We start from the raw sequence: 15,191 nt of genomic DNA, 5'->3' as shown, positions 1-15,191 counted from the left end.
GCACGCCATGATGAAGAAAGTGAGCGTCTTCGACGAGGCGAAATTCACCGACCTGACCTTCCACAGCTTCCTGGTGCACGACTCCGAGCACTTCAAGATCATCAACTTCAACTTCAAGGCCGGGCAGCACATGCCCGTGCACTCCCACGAGATCGAGGGCCAGCTCACCATCGTGGTGCTCTCGGGCGAGGGCGAGTTCCTCTCAGAGGACGACGCCATCCCCTGCAAGACGGGCGACGTGCTCGTGAGCGACATCGCCGAACCCCACGGCGTTCGCGCCGTCACGGACATGCGCGTGCTGGTGACCATCGCCCCGCCCATCTGAGCGAACCACTGCGGGATCTCCCCGGTCCGGCGTCGGGCCGGACCGGTGCGTTCACCGCTCACCGCGGCGGACCTTCCCGGGAGACCCGGGCCGGCACCGTCGTTACTGCTTGGGCCCTGCCGGGAGCGCGCCCATGAGACGGCCGACGTTGCGGCTCGGAGGGACCGCGCCGGTTGCGAGCGCCGCGTCCTCCCGCGAAAGGAGCGTCAGGCGCTCGACCACACGTTCGAGGGACCCGGCCTGGCCGGCCAGATCCTCGACGGCCTCCGTTCCGGCCGACATGGCCTTCGCCACCTCCTGGCTAAGCTGGCGCACCGCCTCGACGCTGCGCCGCATTTCGCCCGCCGCTGCCGACTGCTGATGCGCCGCCGCCGCGATGGAACGGACCTGTTCGGCGGAGGCGTCGGTCAGCGTCACGATTCCGGCCAGCGCCTCAGCGGAGCGTCCGGCATGTTCCGAAGCCGCCTGCACGGAGCCGCCCGTGCGGTCCACCCCTGCCAGCGAACGGCGCGTGCCCTGCTGGATGGCGTCCACGGCAAGGGCCACTTCCTGGGTGGCGCTCATGGTCTTTTCCGCCAGCTTGCGCACCTCGTCGGCCACGACGGCGAAACCCCTCCCGGCCTCGCCCGCGCGGGCGGCCTCGATGGCGGCGTTCAGAGCCAGCAGGTTCGTCTGGTCGGCGATGTCCGAGATCACCGCCATGATCCTCCCGATGCCCTCCGCGTGCACGCCCAGTTCCCGCATGTCGGTCTTGAGCGCCTCCGCTGCCCCGAGCACGTCCTCCACGGCGGCTCCCACGCTCGAAACCACCCTGGCTCCGGACAGGGCCTTTTCCCGCGCCTGTTGGCCCGTCGTCGCGGCGTCCTCGGCGTTGCGGGCCACGTCCCGCACGGCCTCGCCCATCTGTTCCACGGCGGTCGAGGCGCATTCCACCAGCGAGTTCTGGTCGGCGGCCCCCCTGCTGGCCTGGCCGACCTGCACGGCCAACTCCCGGGAGAGCGCTCCGAGGCGTCCCGCCACCTCGGAGGCCTGCATGGCCGCGTCAGCCATGGCGTCGCGCTGCAGGCGCAACTCGTCCTGCTGGCGACGGATGGCGGTGAGGTCTGTGACGAGGGTGATGGTGCCGATGAACGCTCCGTCCAGGTCGGTGATGGGCGCGCAGTCTGCCTTGACGGAGAGCGTCTCGCCGCGTCTGTTGGTCAGAACCTGTTCGTGGTCCCGGATGGACTGGCCGGAAAGGCGGCAGCGCCGGGCGAGGAGCGTTTCGGCGGGCTTGCCCACCAGGGCGGCCGCTTCGGTTCCGATGTGGTCCCCGGAGGTGCCGCCCAGGGCAAAGAGCTCCACGAGAGGCTGGTTGCAGGCCACCACGCGGTCGTTCTCGTCGCAGATGAAGAAGGGTGTGGTCAGTCCGGCCACCACGCCCTGGCTGAAGCCGAGTTTCTGCTTGATCTCCAGGGCCAAGGCCTGGATGTTGTCGGCCAGGGGGGCGAACTCGAAGCGGAAGCGGCCTTCAGGGGCGGCGTCGTAGCGGCCCTCGCGGATACGGGCCGCGTGCTCCGAAAGGCGTCGCAGGGGCGCGATCACGATGCGGTTCGCGGCCCAGGCCATGGCGGCGATGAGCAGCGCCGCCGCCAGCAGTCCGGCCCAGATCATGGCGTCGCGCTGGGCGTTGGCCCCGGCCGCGAGATCCTCAACGTAGGCCGAGGTGACCACCACCCAGTCCGAGTCGCGCACCTTGCGCCACACCTGGATCTTGTCCAGACCCTCCCACTCGTAGGTCTGATATCCTTCAGGGCTCTTGAGCGAGGCCGCCACGAAGGGCATGGTGGACAAGTCGCGCCCCATGAGGTCCCGTTTCGGGTGGAGGGCCACCATGCCCTTGCCGTCGAGAACGTAGGGATAGCCGCGCCCGCCCACCTTGATGCCGTCGATTTGGCGCGCGAGCAGGTTTTCCACGCTCATGGCCACGGCAACTCCGCCCTTGATGCCGCCGTCCAGGCGTACGGGGGCCGCGAAGATCACCACCGGCTTGGAGCTGATGCGGCTTTTGAGGGGTATGAGCGTCGTGGCGTCCTCCCCGGCAAGCACCCGTCGCACGTACTCGCGGTCGGAGAGGTCCACGGGCCGCTGCTCGCGGCCGGAGGCGTCGTGCACCATCGAGGCGACACCTTTCGTGTCGAAGACGAAGACCGAATCCATGAGCCCGGAGCGCCCCGCGGAATTGGCCAGGAGAACCCGCAGACCCTCGGGGTCGGCGCCGGAGAGGTATTGCTGGGTGGAACGGCTTTTGGCCAGGAAGGCTGCCTCGCTGCGGCCGCGCTCCACGAAATCGCCCAGGGAGTCGGCCAGGTTCGTGTTGATGGTGCGCATGGTGGCCGTTTGCATCTCCAGGGTGGACCGCTTGGAGCTGTAGACCACGTAAAGGGTCATCGCGGTCATGACGGCGAGCACGCCGACGCAGACGATGCCCGCGAAAAAGGTGCGCAGGCTCAGGGAAGCCATGGTGTCTCTCCGGTTGTGGTGGAAAACGCGTTGCCGCTGCCGGGCAAGCGTTTATCCGGAGGCGATGGCGTTCCGATGACGGGGTTTTGTCCGGCGCGTCGGCCGGATGCTCAGTGCAGCAGGGGCGGCAGGAGGAACGTCTCCTCCTGCACGAGCGTCCCGGACTGCTGGCGCAGGAGCAGGGCCAGGAAATCCTGGGCGGTGACGGCGGGGCTGAAGAGGAATCCCTGGTAGAAGTCGCAGCGGCAGTCGCGCAGGAAGTCCAGCTCCTCGGGGCGTTCCACGCCCTCGGCCACCACCGAGAGCCCCAAGCCCTTGGCCATGGCGATGGAGGCCTTGACGATGGCCCGCGTCTCCCGGGAACCCAGGCCGCTGATGAACTGGCGGTCGATCTTCAGGGTGGTCAGGGGGAAGCGCTGGAGGTTGCGCAGGGAGGAATAGCCGGTCCCGAAGTCGTCGATGGAGACGGTGTGGCCCTGCTCGCGGAGGTGGCGCAGGGTGTTGGCGGCCAGTTCGGGCTTGCTCATGATGGCCGTCTCGGTGATCTCCAGGCCCAGCTGCTCCCGGGGCATGGAGCGCGCGGCCAGGATGTGCGCCAGGCGCTCGTGGAAGGAGGGGTCGGAGAACTGCACGGCGGAGATGTTCACGCTCACGTGGGGCGTCTGGCCCTCGGCGCGCCAGGCGGCCACGTCCCGGGCCACGGCGTCCAGGAGGAGGACGGTGATGTCCTGGATGAAGTTCATCTCCTCGCACATGGGGATGAACACGCCCGGGGAGATGAGTTCGCCTTCGCGCCGCCAGCGCAGCAGGGCCTCGGCCCCGGCGATGACGGGCTGGTCCACCCGCACGATGGGTTGGTAGTGCACCTCGAAATGGCGTCCCGCCACGGCGGCGTGGATGTCTCGCTCCAGGGCGGCCCGGGCCAGCACCTGGTCGGCCAGCTGGCGGGTGTAGACCTCGATGAGGCCCTTGCCGTGGCTTTTGGCGCGGTTGAGGGCCATGTCGGCGTTCTTGAAGAGCAGGTCTGGGGAGTCGCCGTCCTTGGGAAAGACGGCCATGCCCATGCTGGCGTTGGCCCGGTAGAGGCCTTCGGCGGTCTGAAAGAGGGGGGCGAAGCTGGCGTGGAGCCGCCTGGCCAGTTCCAGCGCGTGGCCTTCGTCCTCCAGGCGTTCGGAGAGCACCGCGAACTCGTCGCCGCCAAGGCGGGCCACCAGCGCCCCTGCGCCCGCTTCCGTGGTCAGCCGGTGGGCCACTTCGCGCAGGAGGCGGTCGCCTTCGGCGTGCCCCAGGCTGTCGTTCAGGGTCTTGAAGTTGTCCAGGTCCATGAGCAGCATGGCCAGGACGGGGTGCTCCGGATCGGCCGCCACCATGCGCCGGGCGCTCTCCCGGAAGAGCAGGGCCCGGTTGGGCAGGCCCGTGAGGGGGTCGCGCATGGACTGGACGGCCAGGCGCTTTTCGGCCTCGCGCTGAAGCGACAGGTCCTGGAAGATGCCGATGGAGTGGCTTGGGCCTTCGGCCTCGCCGCCCAGGCGGGCCATGAGGAAGTGCAGGGGGACGCGGCGGCCGTCCCTTGCCACGATGTCGAGCTCCGCCTCGAAGCGTCCTTGCCGGTCCAGGGCGTCGTGCAGGGCGGCGCGCAGGCGGTCCACCTCGCCGGGGACGCAGAAGTCGCCGGGGAGGCGTCCCAGGAGGTCCTCCCGGGGGTGCCCCGTGATGCGCGAGGCCGCCGGGTTGGCGTCCACGATGCGCAGGTCCGCGTCGCAGATCACCACGCCCTGGGAGGAGTGGGAGAACACGGAGTCCATCAGGCGCAGGCTCTCCAGGGCGCGTGTCAGCTCTGCGGTGCGCTCGCGCACGCGGGCGTCGAGTTCTCCGCGCGAGAGCTCCAGGGCGTGCAAGGCCTCGCGGGTGCGCTCCTTTTCGGACTGCAGCCCCTCGGCCAGGGCGTTGAACTCTTCGGCCAGCTTGCCGAAGTCGTCGCGGGCGGCCTGGGAAATGCGGTGATCCAGGTGACCGGTCGAGAGCAGGGCCGCGCCGCGCCGCAGCTCGCGGACACGCCGCGACACCGCCCGGCCGGCCGCGAAGAGGGCCGCCAAGGCCAGGACCAGGATCGCGCCGGAGGCCAGCTCGAAGGTGTTCACGGCGGAGCGGATGCGGGCCACGCGCATCAGGGCTTCCTCGTCCATGCGCCTTGCGTGGTCCTGCCGGGCGTTCTGCACGGCGAGCATTGCCGAGTCCCAGCGGCGGCGCAATTCGTCGGCCATGCTCTTGTTGGTGTAGTTCTGGAAATTGGGGTCGTTGTTGGTGTCGCGAATGCGGGGGACGTTGGTGCGGATGGTCAGCAGGTCAGCAGCCAGGGTCTCCAGGGCGGCCTGATCCAGGCCGTTTTCGTGGTCGTCCAGGAGCCTCGCCACGTCTTCCTGGATCTTTCCCATGAGGTTCGTGAACACGGGGAGCCTGTCGGGGCGCGCGCGCAGGTAGGCGTTGGCGATGCGCCCCAGCGCCTGGAGCGCGTTGTTCAGGAAGGTGGAGAAGCCCTCGGGAAACTCGCCGGAGGCCGCGGCCATTTCGCCTTGCATGAGCGCCAGGGCCAGATGGCGTTTCACCTCGTCCGTCAGCGCGGTCATGGCGTCGGAGAACTCGTCGGCCTGGCGCATTTCGTCCATGCGCAGCAGACCGGCGCGCAGGGTGGACAGGGTGGTCTCCACGGGGGCGAAGGCGGCGCGGTGTTCGGGAACCAGGCCGAGGGCGCGGCGCGTCAGGGCGTCGATGATGTTGACGGGATCGCCCAGTTGAGCGGACCGGTCGGTGGCGATGTAGGTGTAGAGCTGCCGGGCCTGGATGAGCGATTCCCCGGCGCTCTGGAGCCGGGCGCTGGTTCCCGCCTGTTGGCGGATGAAGGTCATGACCGCATCGGCCGTGCGCGCGGAGTTGTCAACATAGAGCCATGTGGTGGCCGTGAAGAAGGCGACCAGGAGCGCGATGACGCAGCGATGAAGGGCCGTGACGGACATGCTCATCGTCCGAAGCGCAGCACGAGGATTTCCCCCACGTCGCCGCAGCCGAAGAGCGGCTCTTCCGCTCCGGGTTCGGGGTCGCGCCCGGCGATCTCGAAGCGGGAGACGCCGAAGGGGTAGGCCCCGTCCAGGGAGAAGGCCACGTCGTCGGCGTGGCCGGTGACGAGCCTGCGGGCGAAGGCCACGGTCCAGCGGCCCTCGCGCCAGTGGCCCTTGGCGCGCACGTCCGCGCGCGATCCCGAGGGCCGGGCGAAGGCGAACTTGGGGACACTTTCGCCGGAATAGTTGGCGTAGAGCAAGGCCTTCACGGCCTCCTCGCCCTCGTCGCCCTTGCGGGTGAGGTAGAACAATTTGCCGTTCTCCGAGAGCAGGGCCTTGGCGGTGGGGTCGGGATAGGCGGAATAGATCTGGATCTTGTCGTCGGCGTGACCCGAGTGGTCGGAGCGGCAGGCCTTCCAGTACCATTCGTCGGCCACGTAGGGGGCGTTCTCGTGGAGGGTCAGGCCTGTTGCGTGGGAGACCATGCTCCATTTGAGGACCATGGCGTCCTCGCGCTCGGGGCCGTCCACATAGGTCCTGCGGCCCGGATCCCAGCGCAGGGTGCGGTGCTGGCGGCTCTCGTCCGGGTCCGGGAAGATGGTCTGGATGTAGACGTACTGGCCGTCGTGCAGGGCCTTGAGGGTCACGGGGATGTCGGCGACGGCGTCTCGCACCGTGAGGGCGGCGGCAGCGGCCCATGCGGGGTCGTCGGGGTTCGTGATGTCGGGGGCGTCGGTCACGCGGGGAGCGAAGAGTTCCCGGCGAGGCGATTGCGCATGGACGTTCGTCCAGGTCGCCAGGAGGACGCAGGCAAGTAGAAGGATCCGTGCCGGATTTGTGAAGCGAGAGGCGGACTGCATAAAGGAAACGTCAATCCATCTGAATCACCTGTAAAGTGTCGGGCGTGGGGGTGCCCCTTGCGCATGGCCCGTGAGAATCATCTTTAGGAGATTTGCCGGAGCGCGTCAAATCTCTTGGGTGGCTAGGAATTATTCAGTTTCGGGATGGTCGGCGATTGGTTGCGGGGGGTGATTTGCCGGAAGCAGGACAGGGCACTTCCGCCCCACGCGGCCGGACGGCAGCACTTGATTTTGTTGAGCGAAGGGATTATTGAAACCTTCTTTTTCTGCTAGTCTGAGGCAATCCCGCCACCCACAAGGAGCCCCCCGATGACCCGCAAGGACCGCACCGAAGGCATCTATTCCCGCCGCGAGGTGCTCGACGAATCCGAACGCCGCCAGTATTACCAGATCCAGCTCAAGGATCTCCTGAGCTACGCCTACCGCTACTCCGAGGACGTGAAAAAGCGCTTCGACCGCGCCCAGTTCCAGGTGGGCAAGTTCAAGCAACTCTCGGACTTGAAGCACATCCCCATCCTCAAGAAGAAGGAACTGATCTTCCTCCAGTCCATGGGGCCGCGCCTGGGCGGGCTGCTCACCAAGGACCTGGGCGACCTGCGCCGCGTGTTCCTCTCCCCCGGGCCCATCTTCGACCCCGAGGACCGCGAGGACGACTACTGGGGCTGGACCGAAGGCTTCTACGCCACGGGGTTCCGCTCCGGCGACGTGGTGCAGTGCACCTTCAACTATCACCTCTCGCCCACGGGCCTCATGTTCGAGGAGCCCCTCAAGAACCTGGGCTGCGCCGTGATGCCCGCAGGCCCCGGCAACACCGCCACCCAGCTGGAGGTGATGCAGAAGCTGCGCATCACCGGCTTCGTGGGCACGCCCAGCTACCTGATGCACCTGGCCCAGAAGGGCGAGGAGTCGGGGCTGAACCTGCGCAAGGACCTCTTCCTGGAAGTGGCCTTCGTCACGGGCGAGAAATTCTCCGAGAAGATGCGCGCCAACCTGGAGAAGAAGTTCGACCTCATCATGCGCCAGGGTTACGGCACCGCCGACGTGGGCTGCATCGGCTACGAGTGCTTCCAGAAGAACGGCCTGCACATAGCCAACCGCGCCTTCGTGGAAATCTGCCACCCCGACACCGGCATCCCCTTGAAGGACGGCGAGGTGGGCGAGATCGTGGTGACGGCCTTCAACAAGACATACCCGCTCATCCGTCTGGCCACGGGCGACCTCTCCTACATCGACCGCGCTCCCTGCTCCTGCGGGCGCACCTCCCCGCGCCTGGGCAACATCGTGGGCCGCGTGGACACCACCGCCCGCATCAAGGGCATGTTCGTCTACCCCCACCAGGTGGAGCAGGTCATCGCCCGCTTCGAAGAGATCAAGCGCTGGCAGATCGAGGTCACCAACCCGGGCGGCATCGACGAAATGACGCTCATGATCGAGGCCTCCAACTTCAAGCGCGAGGACGAGTTGCTGCACATGTTCCGCGAGAAGATCAAGCTGCGCCCCGAGCTGAAGATCCTGGCCCCCGGCACCCTGCCGGCCCAGATCAGGCCCATCGAGGACAAGCGCAAGTGGGATTGACCCCCCGACCATCCCTCCAGGCCGCGACGCCCCCCCCGGGGCGTCGCGGCCCGGCCCGCTCCCTGCTGGCCGCCCTGGCAGTGGCCTGCCTTCTCTCGGCCGCGCCGGGCTGCAAGCAAAGGCCTCCCGACGTGGACCCCGCGCCCGAACAGAGCCAGGCCCAGCCCGTCCAGCCCGGACAGTTCGCCAGCGCCTCGGGCGAGGCCCTCGACCCCGCCTGGCTGGCCGCCCAGGCCGTGTGCTCCGCCTACGTGCTTCTTGGCGAATCCCACGCCTCGGCCTGCGATCATCAGGCGCAGGCCCGGATCATCGAGCTCATGGCCCTGGCCGGCACCCCCCCCGTGGTGGGGTTGGAGATGGTCAGCCTGGACCGCCAGATCGTCCTGGACCGCTTCAACTACGGCCTCATCGGCGTTGACGAGCTTGAGGCCGAGCTGGAGTGGGACAAGACCTGGGGCTTCCCCTTCGCGGCCTATCGCCCCATCTTCGAGGTGGCCCAGGCCATGAAGCTGCCGCTCTTCGCCCTCAACGCCCCCCGGGAGACAGCCCGCAAGGTGGGGCGCACGGGGCTCAAAAGCCTCTCCATCATGGAACGCCTCGGGCTGCCCGCGCGTCTCGTGCCGCCGCCCCCCGAACAGCTCAAGAGCCTGCAGGAGGTCTTCGAGGCCCACCAGCCCCGCAAGGGCGCCTCGCAAAAGGCCCTCTGGAAGAGCTTCGTGGACGTGCAGTCCCTCTGGGACACCACCATGGCGCGCCGCGCCGTGGAGGCCCGCGTGGCCTGGCGCAGGCCCGTGGCCGTGGTGGCCGGGGGCGGCCACGTCGAGTACGGCTGGGGCATCGCTTCACGGTTGGCCGCCTTCGATCCCGAGGGGCAGCGCCTGCTCGTGATGCCCTGGCGCGGCGGAGAGACCCCCGATCCCGCAATGGCCAACGCTTTCTACTACTGCCCCGAGCCCAAAAGGCCCCGCCTGGGCATCCTCCTGGAAACGCGCGAGGGCGTGCCGCGCGTGGAGCGCGTGGAGGAGGGCTCCCGGGCCCAGGCCGCGGGCGTCCTGCCCGGCGACGTGCTCTCAAGGGCTGGCGAACGCCCCCTCAAGGACATCAAGGACCTGCACGAGGCGGGCATCGAGGCCATGCGCCGGGGCGACCCCCTGCGCCTGGAGGTGCTGCGCGAAGGCCGCGCCGTGGAAATCGTGGTGCCCCTGCCCCAGGCCAAGACGGACTCCTGATGCCCGAACTCCCCGAGGTGGAGACCATCGCCAGGGGGCTCGCGCCCCTTCTTGCCGGGCGGCGCGTGGCGGGCCTGGACGTGCTGGATCGCCGCGCCTTCCCCGGCGACCCGGAGGCCTTCCTCAAGGACTGTACGGGGCTGGCCTTCACCGGGACAGGGCGTCGCGGCAAACTCCTGCTGCTCGAACTCGAGAACGGCGGCTGCCTGGCCTTCCACCTGCGCATGACGGGTCGCGTCTTCGTGGCCCGGCCCGATGCCCAGCCCCACCGTCACCTGCGCCTGCTCGTGCCCCTGGACGACGGCCGGGCCATCCACTTCCAGGACATGCGCCGCTTCGGCTCCTGCCGCGCCTTCGGCCCGGGCGAACTGGAGGGCTGGGGCTTCGTGCGCGACCTCGGCCCCGAGCCCATCGGCCTCGCCCCGGAAGCCTTCCGCCAGGCCCTGGCCGGACGCGCCGGACGCATCAAGGCCCTGCTCCTGGACCAGCACGTCCTGGCGGGCGTGGGCAACATCTACGCCGACGAGGCCCTCTTCCGGGCGGGCATCCACCCGGAAACCCCGGCGGACCGCATCGCGCCCGGGAAGCTCGAAGCCCTGCTGGCCGCGCTCCAGGAGGTGCTCCAGCGGGCCATCGAGGCCGGGGGCAGCACCATCCGGGACTACCGCACGGCCCATGGGGTCGAGGGGTCTTTCCAGTGGTCCTTCCAGGCGTACGGCCGGGCCGGGCAGCCCTGTCCGCGCTGCGCCCGCGCCATGGAGTCCGCCCGCGTGGCCGGGCGCACGTCCACGTTCTGCAGGGCTTGCCAACCGCCCCCGGCAACATGAACTAATCTTCATGATTCCAGGGGGCCGCGCCTCTTGTCGCTCAGGCGTCGAGCGGCTAGTGTCTGCAACGGCCACAAGGTGGCCGCAAGGAAGCTGGATAGACTCATGCGCTTGAAATACATCATCTATCTTATTGTTGTGTTGGCGGCCATGCCGCTTTGCGTCGGCATCTCCGCAGTTCGGGCGGAACCGGCCAAGAAGGAACAGAAGAGCGACAAGTCCGCGAAGGCCCCGGCCTCCAAGTCCCAGGACAAGAAGGCGGACGCCAAGGCGGCGGGGAAGAAGGCCGATGCAAAGACGGCTCCCCCGGCCAAAGGTCAGGACGCCAAATCCGGCAAGACCGCCGACGTCAAGGGCAAGCAGGAGGCCAAAAGCGGCTCGTCCAAGTCCTCCAAGTCCAAGAAGGAGTCGCGCCGCCACAAGAAGAATCCGGCATTCGTGCAGTCCAATGCCGAGGCCGAGCGCAAGGCCGATGAGGCTTTGCGCAAGACTCCTCCCCCCGCCGCGCCGTCGGCGGGCACGCCCGCTCCGGCCAAAGAGCCGGGCGGAGGCGTCGCCCAGGAACTCTACGAAAAAGGCATGGAACTGGGCCGCCAGAACAATTACGGACAGGCACTGAGCCAGTTCGACCAGGCCATCAAGCTCGATTCCAAGAATCCCAGCTTTTTCGCCGGGCGCGGGCACGCCAACTTCATGCTCAACAACCTCGACAAGGCCCTGGACGACTACAACAAATGTCTCGCGCTCAACGGGCAGGACGCCCTCACCGTGGTGATGCGCGGCCACACCTACTACAAGCTGGCCAACTTCACGCGGGCCATCCAGGACTACGACAAGGCCATCCAGATGGGTTACACCGACGCCGAGGTCTACAAGGGGCGCGGCTCGGCCTATCTGAAGCTCAACCAGCCCGATAAGATGTGCGCGGACTTCAAGGCCGCCTGCGAAAAGGGCGATTGTGAAATGATGGAAAACGCCCGCAAGAGCGGGGTCTGCGAATAATCATCGGCCGCCGGACGCATGGTGCGGGCGCGGTGTGCTCACCGCGCCCGTTTTTCGTTGGCGCGCCTTGACCGCGCCCCTGGCGGAGCGCATAGACGATGAGCGCGCGCCCGCGAGAGGCGTCTCGACATCGAAGAGTGGAGCCCCATGGGGGCAGGGAAGGTCGGCAGCGTGAACGCATACATCTTCTGGGGCGTCGTGATCCTGGTCTGCTTCTACCTGGGGGCCAGGCTCACCTTTCAGACGCGCGAGAAAAAGCGCAGCATGCTCAAGCTCGATTTCGAGGAAGCCAAGAAGCGCGAGGGCAGCAAGCGCGCCTGACGCCTTCGGCCCCGTCGACCGAAACCGCTTGCGGCCTGCGCGAGCGGACGATCCGGCATGCGGTGAATGGCCAGGCCCGCGCGGACGATGACGCCGCGCGGGCCTGGCTTTTTTGGCGGGCAGTTGAGCGACGGGTCGCGCCGGATCTCCGGGATGGCCCGGCCGCTTCCAGGGACGCCCCGCGCCGCGGCTAAAGCCCGAGGGCAAGGAGCAGGCCCAGGGCCATGGCCGCGTAGACGCCCGCCAGGGCGTCGTCGAGCATCACGCCGTAACCGCCGGGCATCCAGCACTCCGAGGCGCGCACGGGCGCGGGCTTGAGAATGTCGAACACGCGGAAGAGCAGGAAGCCCCAGAAAAGCTGCCAGGGCGTGAGCGCGGCGAACGGCAGGTAGGTGATCCACTGGCCGAGCACTTCGTCGATGATGCACAGGCCGGGGTCCTTGATGCCGGTGTTGCGCTCCACGATGTCGCAGGCCAGGCCGCCGCCCACGAACACCAGGGCCAGCACCAGCAGACGCACGGCCCAGGGCGCGGGCATGAAGAACACCGGGGCGGTCAGCGCGGCGGCGGCGGAGCCCCAGGTGCCCGAGGCCGGCAGGCGGCCAAGGGGGCCGAGGGATGCGAAACAGGTGGCGATTCGGTCGATGAGGGACATGGGATACTCGCTGGCTGGGGTTGGCGCAAAGAGGACAGCCTAGGGCCGGCTGGGTTCGCCGTCAATGACCGGCGCAGGCTTCCGGGCCTCCCGGGGCCGAGCCCCCGGGAGTTTCGCGTGGCCCGTCGGGCAGGCCCGGGAGCGCCGACCGCGCCTTCAGCGACCCAGGGAGCGGGGAGTCCCTGCCGCCAGGGCCTTGCGGGCGTCGGGCTCGCCGCCCTGCATGGAGGCGATCATCTCCAGCAGGCTTCTCGCCTGTCCGGCCAGGTCGCGCACGGACTGGGCCGCCTCGTCCATGGAGGCGGCGGTCTCCTCGGAGATGCGGTTGACCTCCTCCACGGAGCGGTGGATCTCCTCCGACGCGGCGGACTGTTCCTCCGAGGCCGTGGCGATGGAGCGAACCTGATCGGCCGCCAGTTCAACGAGCCGCACGATCTCGGCCAGGGCCTCGCCGGACTGTCCGGCAAGGGCGGTGGCCTGTTCGCTGGCGTTCACGGCCAGTTCCACGTTGTCGCGGTTCTTGCGCGCGCCTTCCTGGATGCTGCGGATGGCCTCGCCCACGTCCCTGGTGGCGGTCATGGTCTTTTCGGCGAGTTTGCGCACCTCGTCGGCCACCACCGCGAAGCCCCGGCCAGCTTCTCCGGCGCGGGCGGCCTCGATGGCCGCGTTAAGGGCCAGGAGGTTGGTCTGGTCGGCGATGTCCGAGATGACGTCCAGCACCTGTCCGATGCCCTGGGCCCGATCGCCCAGCATGCCCATGTCCTCGCGGGACTGGTGGGCGTTCAGCTTTACCTGGGCGATGAATTCGATGACTCGGCCCACCACCTTGGCCCCAGCCTCGGCCTGTCCGCGCGCCCTCCCCGATGTCTCGGAGGCCTGCGAGGCGTTTCGGGCCACTTCGAGCACCGTGGCGTTCATCTGCTGCATGGCGGCGGCCGTTTCGGCCATGCGCGCGGACTGGAGCCGCGCGCCCTTGCTGGACTGTTCGATCTGGGCCGCAAGGCCCTCGGTGGATTGCGTCATGGCCCCGGAGACGGTCTGCGAGGTGTGGGCCGCCTCGGTGATGCGTTCGTTCTGCCGGGCGATGCGTTCCTGCTGGTCCTTGAGGCTGGTCACGTCCATGAGGGAGGTGATGACGCCGCTCACCTGGCGGTCCAGGTCGTAGAGGGGCGCGCTGTCCACGCGCACGTGGAGCTTCTTGCCGTTGTGGAGGACGAGATCGGCGTCCACGTCGTTGAACACCTTGTTCTCGCGCAGCGTGCGCGCGGTGATGGTGTCGCGGTTCGGATCTCCGAAAAGGAATTCGGCCAGGTTGCGGCCGCGGTAGCTTTCGGCGTCGCCGGGGCGGTCCATGAGGTCGAGCAGGGGCTTGTTGGCGTAGGCGAGCTTGCAGTCCTTGTCGCCGATGAAGAAGGGCGAGGCGATGCCCTGGAGCACTCCCTGGGAGAAGCTGAGCTTGTCCTTGAGTTCTCCGGTCATGCGGGTGATGTCGCGGGCGAGATCGCCCAGTTCGTAGCGGAAGGAGCCCTGGAGCGTCGCCGCATAGTCGCCCTGGGCGATGCGGCCCGTGAAGGCCTGCACGTTCTGCAAGGGCCGGATCACGAGACGCCGCATGAGCAGGAGGATCAGGACAAGAAGCGCGGCGAAGCCCGTGAAGCCGCCCAGGATGAGGGCGTTGCGCAGCCGGACGGCCGGAGCGGCAAGGTCCTCCTCGGTGGCGTTGACGCACACGATCCAGCCGGTGCGCTCAACCTGGGCGAAGGCCTGCACCTTTTCCACGCCCTTGTATTCGTAGCGCATCACGCCGTTCTTGCGCGCCAGCGTATCGCGCACGAAGCCGAGATCGGAGACGTCGCGAAGGACGCTGGCCTGGTCCGGATGGGCGATGATCGCGCCTTTGTCGTCCAGGATGTAGGCGTAGCCCTGGCTGCCGATCTTCACCGGCAGGATGTAGCGTTCCATGAAGCGCGACCAGTTCACTGCCAGGCCCGCGCCGCCGATGACCCGGCCGTTGGCGTCCTTCACGGGGACGACCACGGTAAAGACCAGCACGCCCGTGGACGCCCCCTTGCTGATCTGGCGGCCGAGTGATTCCCGGCCCTGGAGCACTTCCGTCCAGTAGGGCCTGCCGGAGAGGTCGGTTTCGTCCATGGAGCCGCCCTGGGCGGTCTGTCCGGCCACGGTTTTGCCGCTGGCGTCGATGAGGAAAACGCTGTTGAGGTTCGGCCGCGCCTTCAAGGAGGCGCCGAGCTGGTCTTTCACCGTGCCGTGCAGGGCTTGGTTCCCGGAGAGCAGTTCACGCACCTGCTCCTGCTGCGCCAGGGTGCGCACGACGGCGAGGCAGGAATCGATGTATTCGTCGGTCTCCGAGAGGAGCGCGCGGGCCGATTCGCGCATGCCGCCGGTCTGGATGTCGAAGGTGCTGGAATATACCGATGCCGAAACCCCGGCGACCATGGCGCCGATGCCCGCCAGCAACAGAACGGTCAGGATGATGGAAATGACGGTGTTGATGCTTTTGATCCTGCGAAACACGGTAAGCCTCCTAGCTTCAAGCTGGCGGCTTGGCGCACGACAACACGCCGCCTCCCAGCCGATGCCGGAGCCGCTCCAAGATGGGGATGCCTCCCCGCGATGATGGCGTCTACGCCCTGAAAAACCGCTGCCATTCTGAACTCGTTAATATCCGCAACAACTAAGAGCGCTAAACGCCGATTCTGTCAAGGGTGTCGCACGGGACCGACGCCCTCGGCGCGTCCCTGGTGATCCCGGGGGCCTGCCGGGTGGGGGCTTCCGTAGAGTGCGGCGGTGTCCGGGCCAGAGACCCTTCGGGGCGGTC

Annotated in this window: 11 protein-coding genes; 6 read left to right on the top strand and 5 right to left on the bottom strand. The window is 68.0% G+C overall.

Annotated elements, in window-relative coordinates; all coding sequences use genetic code 11:
• Positions 1–10 precede the first annotated feature (10 nt).
• Positions 11–325, top strand: coding sequence for a cupin domain-containing protein (locus NNJEOMEG_RS02920; protein WP_173081214.1), 315 nt, complete (start codon positions 11–13; stop codon positions 323–325).
• Positions 326–427: 102 nt separating this feature from the next.
• Here NNJEOMEG_RS02920 and NNJEOMEG_RS02915 read toward each other — a convergent pair whose 3' ends face one another.
• The 3 genes from NNJEOMEG_RS02915 to NNJEOMEG_RS02905 all read right to left on the bottom strand — a co-directional run bounded on the left by NNJEOMEG_RS02915 (position 428) and on the right by NNJEOMEG_RS02905 (position 6,623).
• Positions 428–2,827, bottom strand: coding sequence for a methyl-accepting chemotaxis protein (locus tag NNJEOMEG_RS02915; protein ID WP_173081097.1), 2,400 nt, complete (start codon positions 2,825–2,827; stop codon positions 428–430).
• Positions 2,828–2,937: 110 nt separating this feature from the next.
• Positions 2,938–5,841: an EAL domain-containing protein gene (locus NNJEOMEG_RS02910; protein WP_173081095.1), complete on the bottom strand. Its 2,904-nt coding sequence runs from the start codon at positions 5,839–5,841 to the stop codon at positions 2,938–2,940.
• Between the two features lie 2 nt (positions 5,842–5,843).
• The gene (locus NNJEOMEG_RS02905; RefSeq protein WP_173081092.1) at positions 5,844–6,623 is read right to left on the bottom strand and encodes an ethylbenzene dehydrogenase-related protein; all 780 of its coding nucleotides are present in this window, start codon (positions 6,621–6,623) and stop codon (positions 5,844–5,846) included.
• Between the two features lie 429 nt (positions 6,624–7,052).
• Between NNJEOMEG_RS02905 and NNJEOMEG_RS02900 the strand changes: the two genes are divergently transcribed.
• From NNJEOMEG_RS02900 to NNJEOMEG_RS02880, 5 genes are all read left to right on the top strand, one after another.
• Positions 7,053–8,318 (top strand): phenylacetate--CoA ligase family protein, encoded by a 1,266-nt coding sequence (locus NNJEOMEG_RS02900; protein ID WP_173081090.1) that lies wholly within the window; start codon positions 7,053–7,055, stop codon positions 8,316–8,318.
• Entirely contained in the window at positions 8,309–9,547 is a 1,239-nt protein-coding gene (locus NNJEOMEG_RS02895; protein ID WP_173081088.1) for a ChaN family lipoprotein, read from the top strand. Before NNJEOMEG_RS02900 ends, NNJEOMEG_RS02895 begins: the two co-directional genes overlap by 10 nt.
• Entirely contained in the window at positions 9,547–10,374 is an 828-nt protein-coding gene (gene mutM, locus NNJEOMEG_RS02890) for a bifunctional DNA-formamidopyrimidine glycosylase/DNA-(apurinic or apyrimidinic site) lyase (RefSeq protein ID WP_173081086.1), read from the top strand. The genes NNJEOMEG_RS02895 and mutM overlap by 1 nt, the downstream gene beginning before the upstream one ends.
• 105 nt (positions 10,375–10,479) lie before the next feature.
• Positions 10,480–11,376, top strand: coding sequence for a tetratricopeptide repeat protein (locus tag NNJEOMEG_RS02885; RefSeq protein ID WP_173081084.1), 897 nt, complete (start codon positions 10,480–10,482; stop codon positions 11,374–11,376).
• A 171-nt stretch (positions 11,377–11,547) separates the two neighbouring features.
• Complete coding sequence (locus tag NNJEOMEG_RS02880; RefSeq protein WP_173081083.1) at positions 11,548–11,697, top strand: hypothetical protein; 150 nt, start codon at positions 11,548–11,550, stop codon at positions 11,695–11,697.
• A 190-nt stretch (positions 11,698–11,887) separates the two neighbouring features.
• Here the strand turns inward: NNJEOMEG_RS02880 and NNJEOMEG_RS02875 are convergent, their stop codons facing one another.
• Positions 11,888–12,352, bottom strand: coding sequence for a phosphatidylglycerophosphatase A family protein (locus tag NNJEOMEG_RS02875; RefSeq protein ID WP_173081082.1), 465 nt, complete (start codon positions 12,350–12,352; stop codon positions 11,888–11,890).
• Between the two features lie 156 nt (positions 12,353–12,508).
• The gene (locus NNJEOMEG_RS02870; RefSeq protein ID WP_173081081.1) at positions 12,509–14,887 is read right to left on the bottom strand and encodes a methyl-accepting chemotaxis protein; all 2,379 of its coding nucleotides are present in this window, start codon (positions 14,885–14,887) and stop codon (positions 12,509–12,511) included.
• Positions 14,888–15,191 lie beyond the last annotated feature (304 nt).

Source organism: Fundidesulfovibrio magnetotacticus, from assembly GCF_013019105.1.
GTDB classification, from domain to species: Bacteria; Desulfobacterota; Desulfovibrionia; order Desulfovibrionales; family Desulfovibrionaceae; genus Fundidesulfovibrio; species Fundidesulfovibrio magnetotacticus.
The sequence above is the reverse complement of the archived record's forward strand: the minus strand, read 5'-3'. Positions and strand labels throughout refer to the sequence as shown.

Bases quoted from the DNA above. Each gene is read 5' to 3' on its own strand.
- mutM (WP_173081086.1), top strand. From the start codon at position 9,547: ATGCCCGAACTCCCCGAGGTGGAGACCATCGCCAGGGGGCTCGCGCCC.
- NNJEOMEG_RS02920 (WP_173081214.1), top strand. From the start codon at position 11: ATGAAGAAAGTGAGCGTCTTCGACGAGGCGAAATTCACCGACCTGACC.
- NNJEOMEG_RS02885 (WP_173081084.1), top strand. From the start codon at position 10,480: ATGCGCTTGAAATACATCATCTATCTTATTGTTGTGTTGGCGGCCATG.
- NNJEOMEG_RS02915 (WP_173081097.1), bottom strand. From the start codon at position 2,827: ATGGCTTCCCTGAGCCTGCGCACCTTTTTCGCGGGCATCGTCTGCGTC.
- NNJEOMEG_RS02910 (WP_173081095.1), bottom strand. From the start codon at position 5,841: ATGTCCGTCACGGCCCTTCATCGCTGCGTCATCGCGCTCCTGGTCGCC.
- NNJEOMEG_RS02875 (WP_173081082.1), bottom strand. From the start codon at position 12,352: ATGTCCCTCATCGACCGAATCGCCACCTGTTTCGCATCCCTCGGCCCC.
- NNJEOMEG_RS02900 (WP_173081090.1), top strand. From the start codon at position 7,053: ATGACCCGCAAGGACCGCACCGAAGGCATCTATTCCCGCCGCGAGGTG.